Origin of the sequence: Mesorhizobium sp. M1169 (assembly GCF_040318345.1) — a bacterium.
In the GTDB taxonomy this organism is placed as follows: Bacteria; Pseudomonadota; Alphaproteobacteria; order Rhizobiales; family Rhizobiaceae; genus Mesorhizobium.
The window spans coordinates 243042-261395 of sequence record NZ_JAMYME010000002.1 but is presented as its reverse complement, the minus strand read 5'-3'; the positions used below and the strand labels follow the sequence as shown (position 1 = coordinate 261395).

At 64.5% G+C, this 18354-nt stretch carries 16 protein-coding genes; 3 read left to right on the top strand and 13 right to left on the bottom strand.

The features are described 5' to 3' along the window. Window positions 1–97 precede the first annotated feature (97 nt). The 3 genes from NKH41_RS03035 to NKH41_RS03025 all read left to right on the top strand — a co-directional run bounded on the left by NKH41_RS03035 (window position 98) and on the right by NKH41_RS03025 (window position 3505). Complete coding sequence (locus tag NKH41_RS03035; RefSeq protein ID WP_352767099.1) at window positions 98–1648, top strand: cation:proton antiporter; 1551 nt, start codon at window positions 98–100, stop codon at window positions 1646–1648. Window positions 1649–1737: 89 nt separating this feature from the next. Continuing rightward, entirely contained in the window at window positions 1738–2652 is a 915-nt protein-coding gene (locus NKH41_RS03030; RefSeq protein WP_352767101.1) for an endonuclease/exonuclease/phosphatase family protein, read from the top strand. Window positions 2653–2659: 7 nt separating this feature from the next. After that, the gene (locus NKH41_RS03025) at window positions 2660–3505 is read left to right on the top strand and encodes an EamA family transporter (RefSeq protein WP_023675361.1); all 846 of its coding nucleotides are present in this window, start codon (window positions 2660–2662) and stop codon (window positions 3503–3505) included. Here NKH41_RS03025 and NKH41_RS03020 read toward each other — a convergent pair whose 3' ends face one another. The 13 genes from NKH41_RS03020 to NKH41_RS02960 all read right to left on the bottom strand — a co-directional run bounded on the left by NKH41_RS03020 (window position 3506) and on the right by NKH41_RS02960 (window position 18186). Further along, window positions 3506–3817 (bottom strand): Dabb family protein, encoded by a 312-nt coding sequence (locus NKH41_RS03020; RefSeq protein ID WP_352767103.1) that lies wholly within the window; start codon window positions 3815–3817, stop codon window positions 3506–3508. It abuts the gene before it with no gap. 10 nt (window positions 3818–3827) lie between these two features. Further along, window positions 3828–5456 (bottom strand): GMC family oxidoreductase, encoded by a 1629-nt coding sequence (locus NKH41_RS03015; RefSeq protein WP_352767105.1) that lies wholly within the window; start codon window positions 5454–5456, stop codon window positions 3828–3830. A gap of 12 nt (window positions 5457–5468) precedes the next feature. Next, window positions 5469–6230, bottom strand: a complete 762-nt coding sequence (locus NKH41_RS03010) for a 3-ketoacyl-ACP reductase (RefSeq protein WP_352767106.1) — start codon at window positions 6228–6230, stop codon at window positions 5469–5471. After that, a complete protein-coding gene (locus NKH41_RS03005; RefSeq protein ID WP_352767108.1) occupies window positions 6227–7741 on the bottom strand; it encodes a GMC oxidoreductase in 1515 nt (504 codons plus the stop codon). The genes NKH41_RS03010 and NKH41_RS03005 overlap by 4 nt, the downstream gene beginning before the upstream one ends. A 5-nt stretch (window positions 7742–7746) precedes the next feature. After that, a complete protein-coding gene (locus NKH41_RS03000; RefSeq protein WP_352767110.1) occupies window positions 7747–8862 on the bottom strand; it encodes an ABC transporter ATP-binding protein in 1116 nt (371 codons plus the stop codon). Between the two features lie 4 nt (window positions 8863–8866). After that, window positions 8867–9811 (bottom strand): carbohydrate ABC transporter permease, encoded by a 945-nt coding sequence (locus tag NKH41_RS02995; RefSeq protein WP_023675367.1) that lies wholly within the window; start codon window positions 9809–9811, stop codon window positions 8867–8869. Continuing rightward, window positions 9808–10767, bottom strand: a complete 960-nt coding sequence (locus NKH41_RS02990; RefSeq protein WP_352469510.1) for a carbohydrate ABC transporter permease — start codon at window positions 10765–10767, stop codon at window positions 9808–9810. Before NKH41_RS02990 ends, NKH41_RS02995 begins: the two co-directional genes overlap by 4 nt. Before the next feature lie 144 nt (window positions 10768–10911). Continuing rightward, entirely contained in the window at window positions 10912–12165 is a 1254-nt protein-coding gene (locus NKH41_RS02985; protein ID WP_031194023.1) for an ABC transporter substrate-binding protein, read from the bottom strand. A gap of 59 nt (window positions 12166–12224) precedes the next feature. Next, the gene (locus tag NKH41_RS02980) at window positions 12225–13736 is read right to left on the bottom strand and encodes an aldehyde dehydrogenase family protein (RefSeq protein WP_352767112.1); all 1512 of its coding nucleotides are present in this window, start codon (window positions 13734–13736) and stop codon (window positions 12225–12227) included. Between the two features lie 14 nt (window positions 13737–13750). Continuing rightward, a complete protein-coding gene (locus NKH41_RS02975; RefSeq protein ID WP_352767114.1) occupies window positions 13751–14527 on the bottom strand; it encodes an enoyl-CoA hydratase/isomerase family protein in 777 nt (258 codons plus the stop codon). Then, window positions 14520–16121 (bottom strand): acyl CoA:acetate/3-ketoacid CoA transferase, encoded by a 1602-nt coding sequence (locus NKH41_RS02970; protein WP_352767115.1) that lies wholly within the window; start codon window positions 16119–16121, stop codon window positions 14520–14522. Before NKH41_RS02970 ends, NKH41_RS02975 begins: the two co-directional genes overlap by 8 nt. After that, on the bottom strand, window positions 16118–17134 hold the full coding sequence (locus NKH41_RS02965; RefSeq protein WP_352767117.1) for a Gfo/Idh/MocA family protein: 1017 nt from the start codon (window positions 17132–17134) through the stop codon (window positions 16118–16120). The genes NKH41_RS02970 and NKH41_RS02965 overlap by 4 nt, the downstream gene beginning before the upstream one ends. After that, window positions 17131–18186, bottom strand: a complete 1056-nt coding sequence (locus NKH41_RS02960; RefSeq protein WP_352767119.1) for a LacI family DNA-binding transcriptional regulator — start codon at window positions 18184–18186, stop codon at window positions 17131–17133. Before NKH41_RS02960 ends, NKH41_RS02965 begins: the two co-directional genes overlap by 4 nt. Between the last annotated feature and the right edge of the window lie 168 nt (window positions 18187–18354).

Below are 18354 nucleotides of genomic sequence, written 5' to 3'. Positions count from 1 at the left end.
AAATTCCTCTGCACGCAGCCATTCACCATTCACGAGCAGCCAAAGCCGTCGCCGTTTTTGCAGTGCCAATCGCCCGGCTTCACCGCTACGATAAGGCATGGCGCTTTTTGAACTCACCCTTGTCCTGCTTCTCATCGCGGTCGCCCTGACTGCGCTGTCGCGGCGTCTGCAGATTCCCTATCCGTCATTGCTGGCGCTGGCCGGCGCCGGCATCGCCTTCCTGCCGTTTGCCCCGACCATCGAGATCGACCCGGAGCTGGCGCTCGCTCTGTTCATCGCGCCGGTTCTGCTCGACGCGGCCTATGACACGTCGCTGCGCGATCTCAACCGCTACAAGGTTTCGCTCATCCTGCTGGCGCTTGGCGCCGTCATCTTCACCACCGTGACGGTCGCGCTGGTCGGCTGGACGATGGCAGGCCTGCCCATTGCCGCGGCCATAGCGCTCGGCGCGATCGTAGCGCCGCCCGATGCGGTGGCGGCGGCGGCCGTGCTCGGACAGTTCAAGGTGCCGCACCGCATCACCGCCATCCTGGAAGGCGAGAGCCTGCTCAACGACGCCACGGCGCTGTTGATCTACAGGATGTCGGTTTCCGCAGCCGCCGGCTCCATCCTGTTGAGCAGTGCCGTTCCAATGATCCTGCTGTCGACGGTCGGCAGCCTTGCCGCAGGCTATGTGCTCGGCCGGTTGTCTCTCGCCATACTCGGCCGCATCGACGACCCGGCGAGCGGCACCGTAGTGCAATTCGCCTCAACCTTCGGCGTCTGGATCCTGGCCGACAGGATAGGGCTTTCCGCCATCATCACGATCGTCGTCTATGCCATGACGATCGCACGTACATCGCCGCGCCGCATGCCGGCAAGGAATCGTGTCAGCTCCTACTCGGTCTGGGAGACGGCGGTGTTCGTGCTCAACGTGCTGGCCTTCGTTCTGATGGGCCTGCAAGCGCGGTCCATCGTCGGCCGACTTGCCGAGCAAGGACAAAGCGAGGCGTTCGTCTTTGCCCTGGCTGTGCTGGCCGTCGTCATCGTATCGCGGCTCGTCTGGGTTCTGGGCTGCGGCGCGATCCTCAGAGCGCTGGCACGTCCGGGCGACGAGGACAGGCGGAAGGACGCACCGACATTCCGCGGCGGCGTGCTCATCGGCTGGTGCGGCATGCGTGGCCTGGTGACGCTTGCGGCAGCCTTCGCCTTGCCGGCCGACTTTCCGGGCCGTGATCCGATCGTGCTCGCCGCTTTCACGGTCGTGCTCGGCACCTTGGTGCTGCAAGGCGTCAGCCTGAAACCGTTGCTGCTTCTGCTCAATCTCGACCTCGATCGGACGGTCGACCGGGAGGTGGCGCAGGCGCGCGTCGCCATCATGCAGGCGGCGCTGGACGTGCTCAGCGGCAAGACATCGAGCGCGGCCGGGGCGGTGCGAGAGCAATATGCCGCCCAGCGCGCCATCGCCGAAAACCCCGAGGATGCCCAGGCGGCGACCGAGTATGACAGATTGCGTCTCTACGCCATCAAGAGCCAGCGCGATGCGCTGGAGCGTTTGCGCATCGACGGAACGATCGGCGACGAAGCCTACCACCGCCTTGAGGAAGAAATCGACTGGTCGGAACTGGCAGCATCCCCGCCCGGTCGGTTCCAGCCGCTGACCACTTAGCATCTGGCCCAAGCTCCCTCCGCCCGGGTGCACATTGCAAGGCTGTCAGCGAACGGCTACTGCCAGCAGGAAACTGAGCCGGATAAGCAATGAAGCTGGTCAGCTATAACATCCAGTACGGCTTCGGCAGCGATGGCCGCTACGACCTGGCGCGTTGTGCCAAGGTCGTGGCCGGCGCCGACATCGTCGCCTTGCAGGAGGTGGAACGGCACTGGTTGCGCAGCAACGAGGACGACCAGCCGGAACTTCTTTCGCAATTTCTGCCCGACTACCATTGGGTCTACGGGCCGGCCTTCGACATGGATGCCAGCCACCGGCGTGAAGGCCGCATCGTCAACCGGCGGCGGCAATTCGGCACCATGGTTCTGTCGAAGCTTCCGATCGTCTGGTCGCGGCTGCATACGCTGCCGCTCAGGCGCACGCTGCGGCCGCTCAACACCCGCAATGCCGCACTCGAATGCATGATCCGCACCCCTGCCGGTCCGGTGCGGGTGCTGTCGTTGCATCTGGCGCATATCGCGGCCGAGGAGCGGCTGGAGCAGATCGACTATTTGCTCGCCGAGCATCGCCGTGCGCCGTCCGAGGGCGGCCCATGGAGCGGTGCCGACGACGAGCCGGCGCGCAACTGGAGCAATGGCGAACAAGAGCCAGAAAACCCCGTAGCGGCGATCTGGTTGGGCGACTTCAACATGGAGCCGGATAGCGCCGAGTATCGGCGCATTGTCGGCAGCGCGCCCTATCATCGCGGTGCCGCCTATCTCGACGGTTTTGTCGATGCCGCCGCCGTCGCAATGGAACCGACAGCGGATTTCCACACCCATGTGAAGACTATCGATGCCGGGCTGGCAAAGCGCCGGCTCGACCATTGCTTCGTCGGCGGCATGTTTGCCGGGCGCGTGCGCTCGGTCAGCGCCGATATCGGCCAAATCGCTTCCGACCATTTTCCGCTCTGGGTCGATATCGACCTGGAGACGCCGATCGTCATCGGGACGGGCGGCGGATGAACCGCCGATGAGCCTGTTTGTCTTTTTCGCGGTGCTCGCCGCCGCTTCCATGCATGCGATCTGGAACGCGCTGGTCAAGGTCCATCTCGACCGTTTCCTGTCGATCACACTGATGACGCTCGGCATGGGTGCCGCTGCGCTGGTGACGTTGCCTTTCGTCGAGGTGCCGAAGCCGGAAGTGTGGCCATACATCCTCGCCTCGGTTGTCTTCCACATGGGCTACAGGACGTTCCTGATCGGCGCCTACAAAGCCGGCGATTTCGCCCAGACCTATCCGCTGGCGCGCGGCACCGCGCCATTGCTGGCCGCTTTGGGGGGCGTTGTGGTGGTTGCCGAGATGCCGGCGCCGCTCGCCATTCTCGGCATCCTCTTGTTGTCGGCGGGCACGCTGGTGCTGTCGTTTCGCGGCGGCGCGCATCTGGAGAAATTGAACCTGCGCGCCGTCGGCTTCGCGCTGGGCACATCGATCTTCATCGCCAGCTACACGCTGTCGGACGGCAGCGGCGCGCGGCTGGCCGCCACCGCGTCGAGTTATGCCGCCTGGCTGTTCGTCTGCGATGCGCTGTGGGCGCTGGTGCTATGCGTCGTCTTTCGCGGCCCACAGGCGCTGCCGGTGCTGGCGCGCGACTGGAAGGCCGGAATCTATACCGGCGTGCTCAGCGGCGGCGCCTACTGGATCGTGATGTGGGCGATGACCAAGGCGCCGATCGCCTCGGTGGCGTCGCTGCGCGAAACATCGATCCTGTTCGCCATGATGATCTCGGTGTTCGCGCTCGGCGAGAAGATGACGGCATGGCGAGGTGCCGCGGTGCTTAGCATCGTTGCCGGCGTCGTTGCGCTGAGAATGGGATAGTCACGCGATCTGCAGATCAAACACCATCAGCCCGTCGGTGCCGCCTTCGAGCGCCGCGACCAGTTTTGCGCCGGCTCGCTGATGCGCTTCATGCTCCAGATAGGCATCGCGTGCCGCAGCATCGCGAAAGTCGATGGTGAAGCCGTGCGTGAAGCCGCGGGCGAAGGGTTCCGGGCTGGTATTGGCGCTGAATTTGACCTTGCCCATGCCGTCGATCACCGCCCGCAACGCTTCGAGATCGGCATGGATTGCCGCGCGCTCGGCGTCGGCGACATCGTTGCGAAATCTGACGAAGACACAGTGCCTGATCATTCCTTGTCCCTCATGCCGCTTGGTTGGTGGAAAACACCGCCGGCGGCAGCGGCTCGCGGCCAAGGATCAGATCGGCGCCTTTTTCGCCAACCATGATCGTCGGGGCATTGGTGTTGGAGGAGGGGATGCGCGGCATCACCGAGGCGTCGCAGACGCGCAGGCCCTCGATACCGCGCAGCCTGAGATCTGGCGTCACCACGCTCATCGCATCGTGGCCCATGCGGCAGGTGCCGACCGGGTGGTGGTCGGTCTTGGAACTGCGGCAGGCGTAGTCGAACAGCTCGCCGCCGCTCTGCAGGTCGGGTCCCGGCAGTACCTCGCGCAGCACATAGGGCTGCAGCGCTTTCTGCCGCATGATCTCGCGCGCCAGCCTCAGCCCCTTGATCGACATGTCGCGGTCATAGGGATCGGACCAATAGTTCGGATCGATCAGCGGGCGGTCGGCCGGGTCGGCACTGTTCAGCCGCACGGTGCCGCGCGAGCGCGGGCGCAGGAAGGCCGAGTTCAGTGTCACGCCCGGATTGTTCAGCTTCTCGACGCCGGCCTCGATGCCGGAGCCGAGGCCGAGATGCAACTGGATATCGGGAGAGGCGGCGGTCGGATCGGCGTACCAGAAGCCGCCGGTCTCGAACAGGCTGGAGGCTACCGGGCCTTTCTTCAGGAGCAGATACTGCAGCCCGGCCCACGCCGTCCAGTGCAGCTTGGCGTAGTTGTCGTAGGTGTGATCGCCGGTGCATTCGGCGATGACGAACAGGTCGAGATGATCCTGCAGGTTGGAGCCGACGCCGGGCAGATCGTGCACCGGTGTCACGCCGACCGCCTTCAGATGGTCGGCCGGGCCGATGCCCGACTGCAGCAAAAGCTTCGGCGAGCCGATGGCGCCGGACGAGACGATCACCTCGCGCTCGGCGCGCAGGATCGTTGGCTGGCCGCCCGGCCTGTCGACGATCTCGACGCCGACGGCGCGGCCCTTGTCGACGACGATGCGCGTCACCAGAACGCCGGTCCTGACGGTGAGATTCTTTCGCTCGCGGATCGGCCGGAGATAGGCGACAGAGGCGGAGGAGCGCTTCGCGTCCTTCTGCGTCAGCTGATAATAACCGACGCCCTCCTGGGCTACCCCGTTGAAGTCGGGATTGAAGGGGATGCCCATCTCCTGTCCGGCACGGAAATAGGCCTCGCAGATCGGCAGCGGCGCGATCGGGTTCGATACGCCGAGCGGGCCTTGGTCGCCGTGGAAATCGTTGGCATAACGCTGGTTGTTCTCCGCGCGCTTGAAATAGGGCAGCACGTCGCGATAGCCCCAGCCGGCAAGGCCTTCTTCCTTCTCCCAGGCGTCGTAGTCGCGGGCGTTGCCGCGCGTGTAGATCTGGGCGTTGATCGAAGAGCCGCCACCGATCACCTTGGCCTGCGTGTATCGGAAGACACGGTCCTGCATGTGCTTTTGCGGCACTGTCGACCAGCCCCAGGCGGCGATGCCCTTGGTCATCTTGGCGAAACCGGCCGGCATGTGGATCAACGGATGCCAGTCCTTGCCGCCGGCTTCGAGCAGCAGCACCTGATGCGACGGATCTTGGCTCAACCGGTTGGCGAGTACGCACCCGGCCGGGCCGGCGCCGACGATTATGTAGTCGGTCATGGCATCACCTGTTCATAGCCTCGGCACCGACAGCGCGCCGTCGATATTGATGACCGAGCCGGTCGAAAAGCCGAACTTGCCGCCGGCGAGCGCCGCCACGGCGGCACCGATATCTTCGCTCTCGCCCCAGCGCATCGCCGGCACCAGCCCGCCGTCGATCAGCCCGTCATATTTGGCGGTCACACCGGCGGTCATGTCGGTGCGGATGATGCCCGGGCGCACCTCGAACACGGCGATATTTTCGGCGGCGAGCCGCAGCGCCAGGTTCTTCACCCACATCGAAAGCCCAGCCTTGGAGATGCAGTAATCGGAACGTTCCGGCGAGGCCATGGCGGCGCTGACCGAAGTGATGGTGATGATCGATCTCGCACCATCGCTTGGCAGGCCGAGCATCGCTTTGGCGACGGCCTGGCTGAGGAATACGGTGCCGCGCAGATTGATGCCGAGCACCCGGTCGAAATTTTCCGGCTTGAGCTCGAGCAGATCGCCGCGCAGGACAGTGCCGATGCCGGCATTGTTGACCAGGCAGTCGATGCGGCCGAAGGCGCTTGTCGCGGCATCAATCAGCGCTGCGTGGCCGTCGAGGTCGGCGATGTCGCCGCTGACATAGGCGAATTTCGCGCCGCGCCCGGTGATGTCGGCGGCGAGCCCGTCTGCGGCTTCGTCAGCAAGGTCGGCGACCAGAATATCGAAGCCGGCGCTGGCCAGCGCCTCGGCACAGGCAAGGCCGATGCCGCGCGCGCCGCCGGTGACGATCGCTGCCGGGCGGCTCATGTTGCAAGCTCCGTCTTGCGGATATGATCGGCGACGCGCAGCGCCTGTGCGGCGATCGACAGCGCCGGATTGACGGCGGCCGAATTCGGCAGGAAGCCAGCATCGACGACGAACAAATTGCTGTGGTCGAAGGAGCGGCAGAACGGATCCAGCGGCGAGGTCGCTGGATCGTTGCCCATCTTCACCGTGCCGCACTGATGTGAGGGCGTGCGCTTGTCAAACGGCCGTGACAGGACGATCGGATAGCCGCAGGCGCGGAAATTCTCGCGCATCACCTTGGTCAGTCCGTCGAGCGACTGCATGTTGGAGCGCCGCCACTGCATGACGATGTCCTTGCCGTCGACCATGATGCGGCTCTCGGGATCGGGCAGGTCCTCGCACATCAGATACCAGTCGACGGCGTGGCCGGCCATGAAATCCAGCGCGAATTTGGGCGCGCGCCTGACATTGGCCTTGAGGATGTTGCCGTCGATCTTGCCTAGAAGCTGGACGTTGCCGAGCGGTTTGCCGCCCTTGCCGTCGGACAGATAATAATCGTTCAGCATCAGCGTCTTCTGGTAGACGGACTTGTTCCTGCGGCGCGGATCGATCGCCAGCATGGCGCTCGAATTGTGGTTCATGAAGTTGCGGCCGACCTGGTCGGAACGGTTGGCCAGGCCTTTGCCACCGCCTCTGCCCTGAGGGGTGGGCGAGCGCAGCAGGATGGCGGCGGAATTGACTGCGCCGGCCGACAGGATGACCAGCTTCGGCGCGACTTTCTTCAGCGTACCGTTCTGTCGATAATGGACGGCGATGATTGTCCTCGCATCCGGCGATGCCTCGAGATATTCGACATGGGCGCCGGTCTCGAGCTTGATCTTCTGGTCGGCAAGGGCGGCGGCCAGCGGTCCCGTTTGGGCGTCGACCTTGCCGGTCCCGGTGTTGGGAAACGCGTCCCACGGCGTGCTGCCGTCTTTCAGCCAGGCTTCGATGTCGACGCCGAGCGGCAGCGATGCCGGATGCAGGCCTAGGCTCTTCAACTCGGCGCGCGCACGCGCGATCGACGGCTCGTCTGGTACCGGCCCGAAAGGGTAGGGCGTAGAGTGGAACGGCTCGGTCGGGTCTTCGCCGAGTGCACCGCGCACGCGGAAAAGTTGCTCGGCCCTGGAATACCAGGGCTCGAATTCCTCGTAGGAAAACGGCCAGGCCGGCGAGACGCCGCCATAGTGCTCCATCTCCGAAAAGTCTTCCCTGCGGTAGCGGATCAGCACCGCGCCGTAGAATTTCGAATTGCCGCCGACATAGTAGTAATTGCCCGGGTTGAAAGGCGCTCCGCCGGCCTCGAGCCACATCTCCTTCGGCCGATAATGACCATCGACGAAGATTGCGTGGGTGTCGCGTGTGTGCGGCGTTGCCGGCAGTGGTTCGCCACGCTCCAGCATCAGGATCGAGGCGCCACCGCCGGCAAGGCCGGAGGCGATCGTGGCGCCGCCTATACCGGAGCCGATGATGACGATGTCGGGATTTGTCATGGCCGTTAGACGATGCGTTTCTCGGTCGCCGGATCGAAGAACACCGCCTTGGTCAGGTTGAAGGCGAGCGGCGTGACCGTGCCGGGCTGGATTTTGGCATCGGCGCGCAGCCGCGCCACCACCGCCTTGCCGCCGAGATTGGTGACCGCGAACGTATCCGAGCCGGCCGGCTCGATGACCTCGATGTGACAGTCGGCGCGGGCGATGTTCGAGGCGTTGCGTTCGGCACCCTCGGGATCGGTCAGTGCTTCCGGGCGGACGCCGAAGATGATCGGTTTTCCCTGGAATGCCGACAGGCCGGCCGGCGCATTGCCCAGCGGCAGCGAGATCGGCTGGCGCGCCTCGCGCTCCATGACGACGGAGAAGCCGCTGCCGTTGCTGCCGATCGTCGCCGGGATCAGGTTCATCGCCGGCGAGCCCATGAAGTCGGCAACAAACAGGTTGACCGGATTGTTATAGATTTCGGCTGGCGTGCCGAACTGCTGCACCTCGCCGTCGCGCATCACCGCGATCTTGGTGGCCAGCGTCATCGCCTCGATCTGGTCGTGGGTGACGTAGACGATGGTGGTGCCGGTGGTGGCATGCAGGCGCTTGATCTCGATGCGCATGTCGACACGCAGCTTGGCATCGAGATTGGACAAAGGCTCGTCGAACAGGAACAGCTTTGGATCACGCACCAGCGCCCGGCCCATGGCAACGCGCTGGCGCTGGCCGCCGGAGAGCTGGCTTGGCTTGCGCTTCAGCAGATGGCCGATCTGCAGGACCTTCGCCACCTTGTCGATTGCCTTCTGGCGCTCGCCGGCCGGCACGCCGCGCATCTCCATGCCGAAGGCGATATTGCCGGCAACCGTCATGTTCGGATAGAGCGCGTAGCTCTGGAAGACCATGGCGATGTCGCGCTTGGAGGGGTGGAAATCGTTGATCGTGCGTCCGTCGACGCGGATTTCCCCTTCGGTGATGGTTTCCAGGCCGGCAATAGTGTTGAGCAGCGTGGACTTGCCGCAACCGGAAGGCCCGACCAGCACGAGGAAGCCGCCCTTTTCCAGGTCGAGGTCGATGCCTTTCAGGATCTCGACCGCTCCGAAACGCTTCTTCAGCCCGTCAATTTCCAGAAAAGCCATGCGATTATCCTTTGACGGCGCCGGCCATCAGGCCGCGCACGAAATAGCGGCCGGCGAGCACGTAGACGAGGAGCGTCGGCAGCGCGGCGATCATCGCCGCCGCCATGTTGACGTTGTATTCGACGACGCCGGTCGAGGTGTTGACGACATTGTTCAGCGCCACCGTCATCGGCATCACGTCGCCTGAGCCGGCATAGGCGGAAGCGAAGAGGAAGTCGTTCCAGATGTTGGTGAACTGGTAGATCACCGTCACCACGATGATCGGCAGCGAGTTGGGCAGCATGATGCGCCGGAAGATCTGGAAGAAGCTGGCGCCGTCGATCTGCGCCGCCTTCACCAGCTCGTTCGGAAACGCTTCGTAATAATTGCGGAAGAACAGGGTGGTGAAGCCGATGCCGTAGACGACGTGAACGAACACCAGGTTCACGGTCGGATTGCCGAAGCCGAAGGTGAGGCCGGTCGCGTTCTGCAGCTTGACGCCGAACCGGCCGAGGCTGCCGAGGATCGTTGCCATCGGCAAGAGGACGGACTGGAACGGAATGAAGCAGGCAAACAGCATCAGCCCGAACACCAGCGTCGCCCCGCGAAAGCGCCACTTCGTCAGCACATAGCCGTTGAGCGCGCCGAGCAGGGTCGAGATGATGACGGCCGGAACCACCATCTTGATCGAGTTCCAGAAATAACCCTTCATGCCGACGCAGGTGAGACCCGAGCAAACCTCGCTCCACGCCCTTATCCAAGGTGCGAAGGTCGGCTCCTGCGGCAGCGCCAGCATGTTGCCGTTCTGGATTTCGTCCATGGTCTTGAACGAGGTCACAAGCATGACGAACAGCGGCATCAGATAGAACAGCGCGAACAGCGCCAGCAGCCCGTAGATGACAATACGGTTGACCGTCCTGGCGCTGATACCGCCAGTGCTCTGGCGAGCAGGAGTGGCCACGGCGCTCATCGCGGCTTCTCCCGAAGCTCGGAATAGAGATAGGGAACGATGATCGCGGTGATGGTCATCAGCATGATCACGGCGCTGGCCGAGCCGACGGCCATCTCGTTGCGCTTGAAGGTGTACTCATACATGAAGTTGGACGGCAGCCAGGCCGAACCGCCCGGCCCGCCGCTGGTCAGCGCGACCACCAGATCGTAGGATTTGATGGCGAGATGCGCGAGGACGATCAAGGCGGACAGGAAGATCGGCCGCAGCAGCGGGATGACGATGCGACGGTAGAGCTGGAAGGTGGTGGCGCCGTCGATCTGCGCCGCCTTCAGGATCTCGCCGTCGATGCCGCGCAGGCCGGCCAGGAACATCGCCATGATGAAGCCCGACGCCTGCCAGACGCCGGCGATGACCACCGTGTAGATGACGAAATCCTTGTTCTTGATCCAGTCGAAATGGAAGCTCGTCCAGCCCCATTGGTGCAGTGTCTGCTCGAGGCCGAGGCCGGGGTCCAGAAACCATTTCCAGGCAACGCCGGTGACGATGAACGACAGTGCCATCGGGTAGAGGTAGATCGGCCGCAGCACACCTTCGCCGCGGATCTTCTGGTCGAGCAGGATCGCCAGGAACAGGCCGAGCGCCAGGCAGATGGAAATGTAGAGGAAGCCGAAAATCCCCATATTGGTGATCGACGTGTACCAGGAGGACGGCGGATCGCTTTCGAAAGTCCAGCGCCATAGCCGCTGATAGGCGCGTGGCCCGGTGATCGCATAGGAGGGAAAGGTCTTGGAATTGGTAAAGGACAGATAGATCGTCCACAGGATGAAGCCGTAGACGAAGACGATTGTGGCGGCGAAGCTCGGCGCCAGCACGAGCTTCGGCAGCGCATTCTGAAGGCGCGAGCGCACCGTGGCGCCCGGACGGGCATCGTGCTCCGGCGTCAGCGTGATACTGGTTTCAGCAACTGTGCTCATCTGTCCATTCCGTATGGCGGGTCCGGAATTCTGCTGTCTCGGGCTCTGCGGCACGAAAGCGTGCCGGTCGGCGCAACCGCAAAACCTCGCCGCAGGGGATCTCCCCGGCTTGCGCCGGGGAGATCATTCACATGGGCGGGTGCCTTACTTGGCGTCTTCGATCGCGCTGACCAGTTGGGTCACGGCCTCGTCCGAGGTCTTGATCTGGCCGTGCACGAATTTCGAGACGACATCTTTGTAGGCGTTGGCAACCGCGGGAGGCGCGCCATAGCCCTGCGCCAGCGAACCGAACAGCGTGCCGCCTTCATTGGCGGCCTTCAGGTCGGCCATGCCCTTCTTGCCGCAAGCGTCGAAGTCGGTGTCCGGCACGTCGGTGCGGGCCGGGACAGAGCCCTTGACGACGTTGAAGGCCGACTGGAAGCTCTTCGACAGCGTGGCGGTGGCCAGGGCGATCTGGGCGGCCTTGCGGTCCTCCGGAACGTTGAACATGCCGAACATGTCGGAGTTGTAGACGACGCTGCCGTCGGTGCCCGGGAAGCGGTAGCACAGGAAGTCGGTGCCCGGGACCTTCTTGGCGGCGTTGAATTCGCCCTTGGCCCAGTCACCCATCACCTGCACCAGCGCATCGCCCTTGATGACCATGGCGGTGGCGAGGTTCCAGTCCCGGCCCGAGAAGTTCGGGTCGACATAGGTGACGAGCTTGGCGAGATTGTCGAACGACTTCTTCATCGTGTCGGACTTCAGCGACTCCTCGTCGAGGTCGTTGAAGGCCTTCTTGTAGAACTCAGGCCCGCCGGTCGACAGCACGACTGAGTCGAACATTGTCGCTTCCTGCCAGTTCTGGCCGCCCAGCGCGAGCGGGATAACGCCCGCCGCCTTGGCTTTGTCCAGCAACGCAATGAAGTCGTCGAAGGTCTTGGGCTCGGTGCCGCCGATCTTGTCCATCACCGCCTTGTTGATCCATAGCCAGTTGACCGAGTGGACATTGACCGGAGCCGCGACCCACTTGCCGTCATAGACGGAGAATTTCTGCAGGGCCGCGGGAACGGACTTGTCCCAGCCTTCCTTTATCGCCGTCTCGGTCAGGTCGCCCATAACGCCGGCTGCGGCGTAATCGAGCACGGTATAGCCAAGCATCTGCGAGGCGGTCGGGTAGTTGCCCGCTGCCACCATCGCCTTCAGCGCGGTCATGGCAGCGTCGCCGCCGCCGCCGGCCACCGGCACGTCCTTCCAGGCAAAGCCTTCCTTGGCCAGATCCTGCTTGAGCACGTTCAGAGCGGCAGCTTCGCCGCCCGACGTCCACCAATGCAGCATCTGGACTTCCTTGACGTCCTCGGCATGGGCCGCGAACGCAACGCCCGATGCGAGAGCCGTCCCGATAAGCAGTTTGCGCAACATGTACTTCCTCCCTTGTTGAACTTACACGACCGGCGGATGCCCGCCGGGTTCTTCCCAACTCAGCCGACCCACCATCCGGTGCGCTGGCCGCGATGAAACTGGATTGTCTTTTCCTCGGTATAATCCTCGACGGCGCGCTTGCCGAGTTCGCGTCCGAGACCGGACTGCTTGTAGCCGCCGAAAGGCAGCTCGGGGTAACCCTCCATGAACGTGTTCACCCAAACGGTTCCCGAACGCACATTCCGCGCCACCGACATGCAGGTATCGATGCTGGCGCTCCACACGCCCGCCGACAGACCATAGGGCGTGTTGTTGGCGATGTGCAACGCCCTTTCAATCGATTCAAAAGTCAGCACCGAGAGCACCGGACCGAACACTTCCTCGCGTGCAATGGCCATGTCTTCGGTGACATCGCGAACGATGGTCGGATCAAGATACTGGCCGGCGCTCGAAGCAAGCTGATTGCCGCCGCTACAGATCCGGCCGCCGCCGTTTTCCGCTGCCGTCACGTAGCCGGTGACCTTGGCCATATGGTCGGCGGAGATCATCGCGCCGACCTTGGTGCGGTCGTCGAGCGGGTCGCCGACAACCACCTTGGCGGTGAGGGCATTGACGGCGCCGAGGAACTCGTCGGCGATCGCCTCATGGACGATCAGCCGGCTGCCGGCATTGCAGCATTCGCCGGCATTGAAAAAGCCGCCGAACACCGCCGCGTCGGCGGCGGCCTCGAGGTCGGCATCGGGAAAGACGATCTGGCCGTTCTTGCCGCCGAGCTCCATCGCGACTTTCTTCAGCGAGTTGGCGGCAGACGCCATGGTCATCTTGCCGACGCGGGTGGAGCCGGTGAACGACACCATCTCGACCAGCGGATGGCTGACCATCGGTGCGCCGACATCGGCGCCCAACCCGGCAAGGATGTTGACGACGCCATTCGGCAGGCCGGCCTGCATCAGGATCTCGCCGAGCACAAAGGTCGAGGCCGAGGTCATCTCGCTCGGCTTGACCACCGCCGTGCAGCCGGCGGCGAGCGCGAAGGGCAGCTTCTGGCTGACGATAAGGAACGGGAAATTCCACGGCGTGATGATGGAGACGACGCCGATCGGTTCGCGCAACACGACGCCGAGCATGGCATCGCCGAGATTGGCGTAGCTTTCGCCGTGAAGCGTGCGGGCAAGTGCCGCGGCATAACGCCAGATATCGACGGCGCCGCCGATCTCGCCGCGCGCCTGCGCAATCGGCTTGCCGGATTCCAGTGCGTCGAGCCGGGCAATCTCGTCCAGCCGCGCCTCGATCAGGTCAGCAGCCTTGAGCAGGATCGCGGCGCGCTCGGCGGCCTTCATGCGCGGCCACGGGCCGGTCTCGAAGGCCCTGTGCGCGGCCTGTACCGCAGCCTCCACGTCCGCCGCGCCGGCTTGTGCATAGCGCGAGACGGTGAAGCCGTGGCCAGGGCTGCTGCGCTCCAGCGTGCGGCCGTCCTGGGCGTCGACGAACCTGCCGCCGATCAGCAGCCGGTAGCTTTTCGGCGCTGCGGCTGCCTCGGCGGGCATGGCGATGTTGAGAGGTGCGTTCATGTGCGTTTCAGGTCCTAAGATCTTGAGAACGCCGGTTTCTGCTTGGCGTTGAAAGCATCGACGCCGGTCCTGAGATCGCTTGTCAGCGCGATGAAGCCGCTGGCCAGCGCTTCGGTCGCGGCAGCACTCTCTTCGCCCTCCGCGATGGCAATCATCAGCTTGGCGGCTTCGGTCGCGAGCGGGCCGCGCTCGGCGATCTTGCCGGCCCAGGCCTTGGCTTCAGCGAACGCCTTACCGGTCTCGACCACCCGGTCGACAATCCCCAGAGCAAGAGCCTCGGTAGCCAGAAACACTTCGCCGCCGAGCGCCATCCGCCGCACTGCCTGCGCGCCGAAGCGGCGCACGGCGCGCTGGGTGCCGGACCAGCCGGGAACGACGCCGATCGAGGTTTCGGGGAACCCCAGCTTCACCTGTGTTTCCGCCACGCGGAAGTCTGCAGCGGCCGCCAGTTCCAGCCCGCCGCCCAGCGCATGGCCGGCAAGCACGGCGATCGTCGGCTGCCGCAGCCGCGCCAGCCGGTCGAAGACGCGATGGCCGTAGCGCACCCATTGCACCTGGAAATCGACAGCGCTCATTTCTGCCCAAGCCTCGACATCGCCGCCGGCGCAAAAACCCTTGCCTTCGCCGCAGATCAGCACGACGCGGACGTCGGTTGCTGTCTCGGCCTCGTCGAGTGCCGCTTCCAGCGCCCGCAGCATCGGAATATCGAGCGCGTTGAATTTCTCCGGCCGGCGCAGTGTGACAATGCCGATGGGGCCGTCGGTTTCAAACGTTACCAGACGCTCAGCCATGTGCGCCTCCAAGCGATGCGCCGCCATTGAGCGACAGGCCGATCGGCCGGTCCCGGTAGAGCGCATCCGGTGTGATTTTCAGGTCGTTGGCGACGGCGAGCGGGATCTCGGCCTGCGCCAGCACATCGCGCTCCAAGTCTACACCTGGCGCCAGCTCGGTCACCATCAGCCCTGCCGGCGTCAGCTTCATCACGCAGCGCTCGGTGACATAGGTGATGTCCTGTCCCTGGGCGACGGCACGCTTGCCCGAGAAGGAGATATGCTCGACCTCGCCGACGACTTTCTTGACCTTGCCCTCCTGGTCGATGCGAATGCAGCCACCGGCAAGCGACAGCTTGGCGCCGGCGTTAAAGAAACCGGAAAAGACGATCTTCTTCGCCCGCGCGGTGATGTCGACGAAGCCGCCGGCGCCGGCGGTGACGTGGGGCCGCGCCGAAAGCTTCGAGACATTGACGGAGCCGTGGCGGTCGATCTGCAGGAAGGACAGCAGCGAGGCGTCGAAGCCGCCGGCCTGGAAATAGATGAACTGGTGCGGCGAGGGCATGAAGGCGTCGGCGTTCGACGAGCAGCCGAACTTGAAGTCGAGCAGCGGCACGCCGCCGACCGCCCCCTGTTCGATGACCCAGGTGACCTTGCCGTGCTGGCCTTCCTCGATAAGGATGCGCGGCACATTGGCCGAGATGCCGAAGCCGATATTGACCGCCATGCCGTCGGCAAGCTCCATGGCGACGCGGCGCGCAATGACCTTCTGGACGTTCATCTCGGCGTTGCGAAAGCTCGACAGCGGCCGGAAGATCTCGCCGGAGATGGCCGGATCGTAGGGCGTCAGCGTCGTCTGCAACTGGTCGGGCGCCACCACGATATGGTCGACCAGCACGCCGGGCACGCGCACATCGTGCGGCTTCAGCGTGCCGTTCTCGACGACGCGCTTGACCTGCGCGATGACGATGCCGCCATTGTTGCGGGCGGCCAGCGCCTGTTCGAGGCCGCCGAGATAGGCACCCTCATGCTCATAGGTAAGGTTGCCGCGCTCGTCCGCCGTGGTGGCGCGAATGATCGCGACCTGAGGTACGATTGAGCGGAAATAGAGCCATTCCTCGCCGTCGAACTGCTGCACCGAAACGATCGGCTCGCTGGCGGCAGCATTCATGGCGCAACCCTGGTGGCGCGGGTCGGCAAAGGTATCGAGCCCGACCTTGGTCAGCACGCCGGGGCGCTTGGCGGCGGCCTCACGATGCATGTCGAACAGGATGCCGGACGGCACGTTGTAGGCGGCGACCGTATTGTCGCCGATCATCTTCCAGATCTGCGGCGGTTCCGACGATGAAGGCCCGGACGGATAGGAGCCGCACAAAGTGCGCTTCAACAGGCCGGGCTTGGCTAGATGGTCGATGCCCTTGATGCCGTACATGTCACCGGCGGCGATCGGGTGCAGCGTCGTGATGTCCCTGGGATGGCCTTCGGCGTCGAAGCGCTCGCCGATCGCGGCAAGCACCGCATCCGGGCAGCCGAGGCCGCTCGACGACGACACGGAAACGACCACGCCATCCCTGATCAGGCCGGCAGCCTCAGCAGCTGAAACGAGCTTGCTCACGCGGCGCTCCCGAGCTTCGGGTCGATGGCGACGGCCTTGCCGGACCTGGCCGACTGCAATGCCGCTTCGGCTGATGTCAGCGACCAGACGCCGTCCTCGCCGGTGGCGGAAGGCTGGCCCTCGCCGCGGATCGCCGCGTGGTATTGGCGCAGCGAACGGGCATAGAGGTCTTCGCGGTCGAAGCTCAATTCCTCCTCACCCTGTGCCGTGCGAAGCAACACCGAGCCGACTGGCTTCTGCGTCATCACGTCCTTGGCGATCAGCGAGCCTTCGCTGCCATGCACCTCGAAGCCGGTGCCGGCGAATTTGGTGGTGAAGCCCTCATGCGATTGGGCAATGATCCCCGATCCGAAGCGCCAGAGGCACATGGCGCCGTCTTCCAGCCCGCCGGCGGCCATGCCGGCCGACTGCGTGAATGCCGAGATCTCGACGGGATCGTCGCCGAGCACGAAGCGCAGCGTGTCGGCATCGTGGACGGTGATGTCGAGCACCACGCCGCCGCCGGCGTCCGGCCTGGTGATGCGCCAGCCCTGCAGGTTTTCCGGCAGATAGACGGAGTGGAACACGCGCGCGGCGATCGGCCTGCCGATGCGGCCGGCAGCGATCGCTTCGCGCATCGCCCGATGCGAGCCGGCATTGCGCAGGTGGTGATTGGTGCCGAGCACGACGCCGGCGGCCCTGGCCGCCGCGACCATCTTCCGCGCGTCGGCGCTGGTCAGCGCCAGTGGTTTTTCGCAAAGCACATGCTTTCCCGCCTCGATGGCGGCGAGTGCCTGTTCGAGATGCAATTCGTTGGTGGTCGAGATGTAGACGGCGTCGATGTCGGAGCCGAGCAATTCATCAGTCGTCGAGACCGCCGCCGGAATGCGGTTTTCCCGCGCATAGGCGGTAGCCCGCTCCGGGCTGGAGCTCATCACCGTGGCGATCTCGCCGTCCCGCTGCGCGCGGATGGCGCCGATCATGAACTGTCTTGCGATCGTGCTGGCGCCGATCAGCCCCCAACTGACGGTCATGCCGCATCTCCCATTCCCGCGCGGCCATGCTCGTTGCGATCGGGGCCGCAGCTTTCCCTGACCACGAGGTTGACGGCGCCGATATGATCCTCGGCGCGCGTGGTGCGCGACTGGATCATCTTCAGCACGACATGGGCGGCGCGCTCGCCGAGGCCGGCGGTGTTCACCGCGACGCTGGTCAGCGCCGGCATATAGTGCTCGGCCTCGGCGACGTCGTCGAAGCCGACGACGGCAAAGTCCGCGCCGGGTTCCAGGCCGCGCTTGCGCAGCGCCAGCAAGACGCCGAAGGCGACCGCATCGTTGAAGCAAAGGGCCGCGGTCGGCGGCGCGGCCATGGCAAGTGCGGTTTCCAGGCAGGCAATACCGCCCTTGCGGCTGGTTTCGCCCTCGAAGACCAGCCTGTCGGCCGGATCGATGCCGAGCGCTTCACAGGCCTCGCGAAAGCCGCCCAGGCGCTCGTGATAGACGACAAGGTCGGACGAGCCGCCGAAGAAGGCCAGCCGGCGGTGGCCCTTGCCGATCAGATGGGCGGTGGCGAGATAGGCGCCGCGATGATTGTCGGGCGTGATCACCGGGATACGGCTTTCGGGAAGCCGGCGCATGACGAAGACGACCGGAACGCCTGCGGTCTCAAGGCGACGGAACGCACCAGGCGTGGTGCCGCGCGCCGGCGACACGACGAGCCCGGCGACACCCTGCTCCATCAACGATTTCAGAACCTCTTCCTGTCGCACCGGGTTTTCAGCCGTATTGGCGATGAAAGGCACGACTCCGGCCGACTGGAAGACGCGCTCCATGCCGACCGCGAGCTCGGCGAAAAACGGATTGGTGAGATCGTTGATGACCATGCCGATGACGTTGGAATGGGCCTTGCGCAGATTGGCGGCGCCGCGGTTGTAGACATAGCCGACGTCCTCGATCGCCTTGCGCACCTTGAGCGCGGTTTCGGGCCGGATCAGCCCGCTGCCCTGCAGCACCAGCGATACCGTCGATTTGGACACGCCCGCCTCACGGGCGATGTCGAGTATCGTTGCCTTGGCCCGGCTGGCCATCCAGATCTGTCCTCCCGGTGGTTTCTTGTGCGATTTTATTGGAACGATCTAATCCCTGCGGCGCATTTGAGTCAATCGCGTTTTTGCGAAGCCGGGAAAAATGCGGCTCGGTGGCGCAATTCTCCCGGCAAGCAGGGCTTTCGGCTGCTGCGATGCAGCAATTTTCGC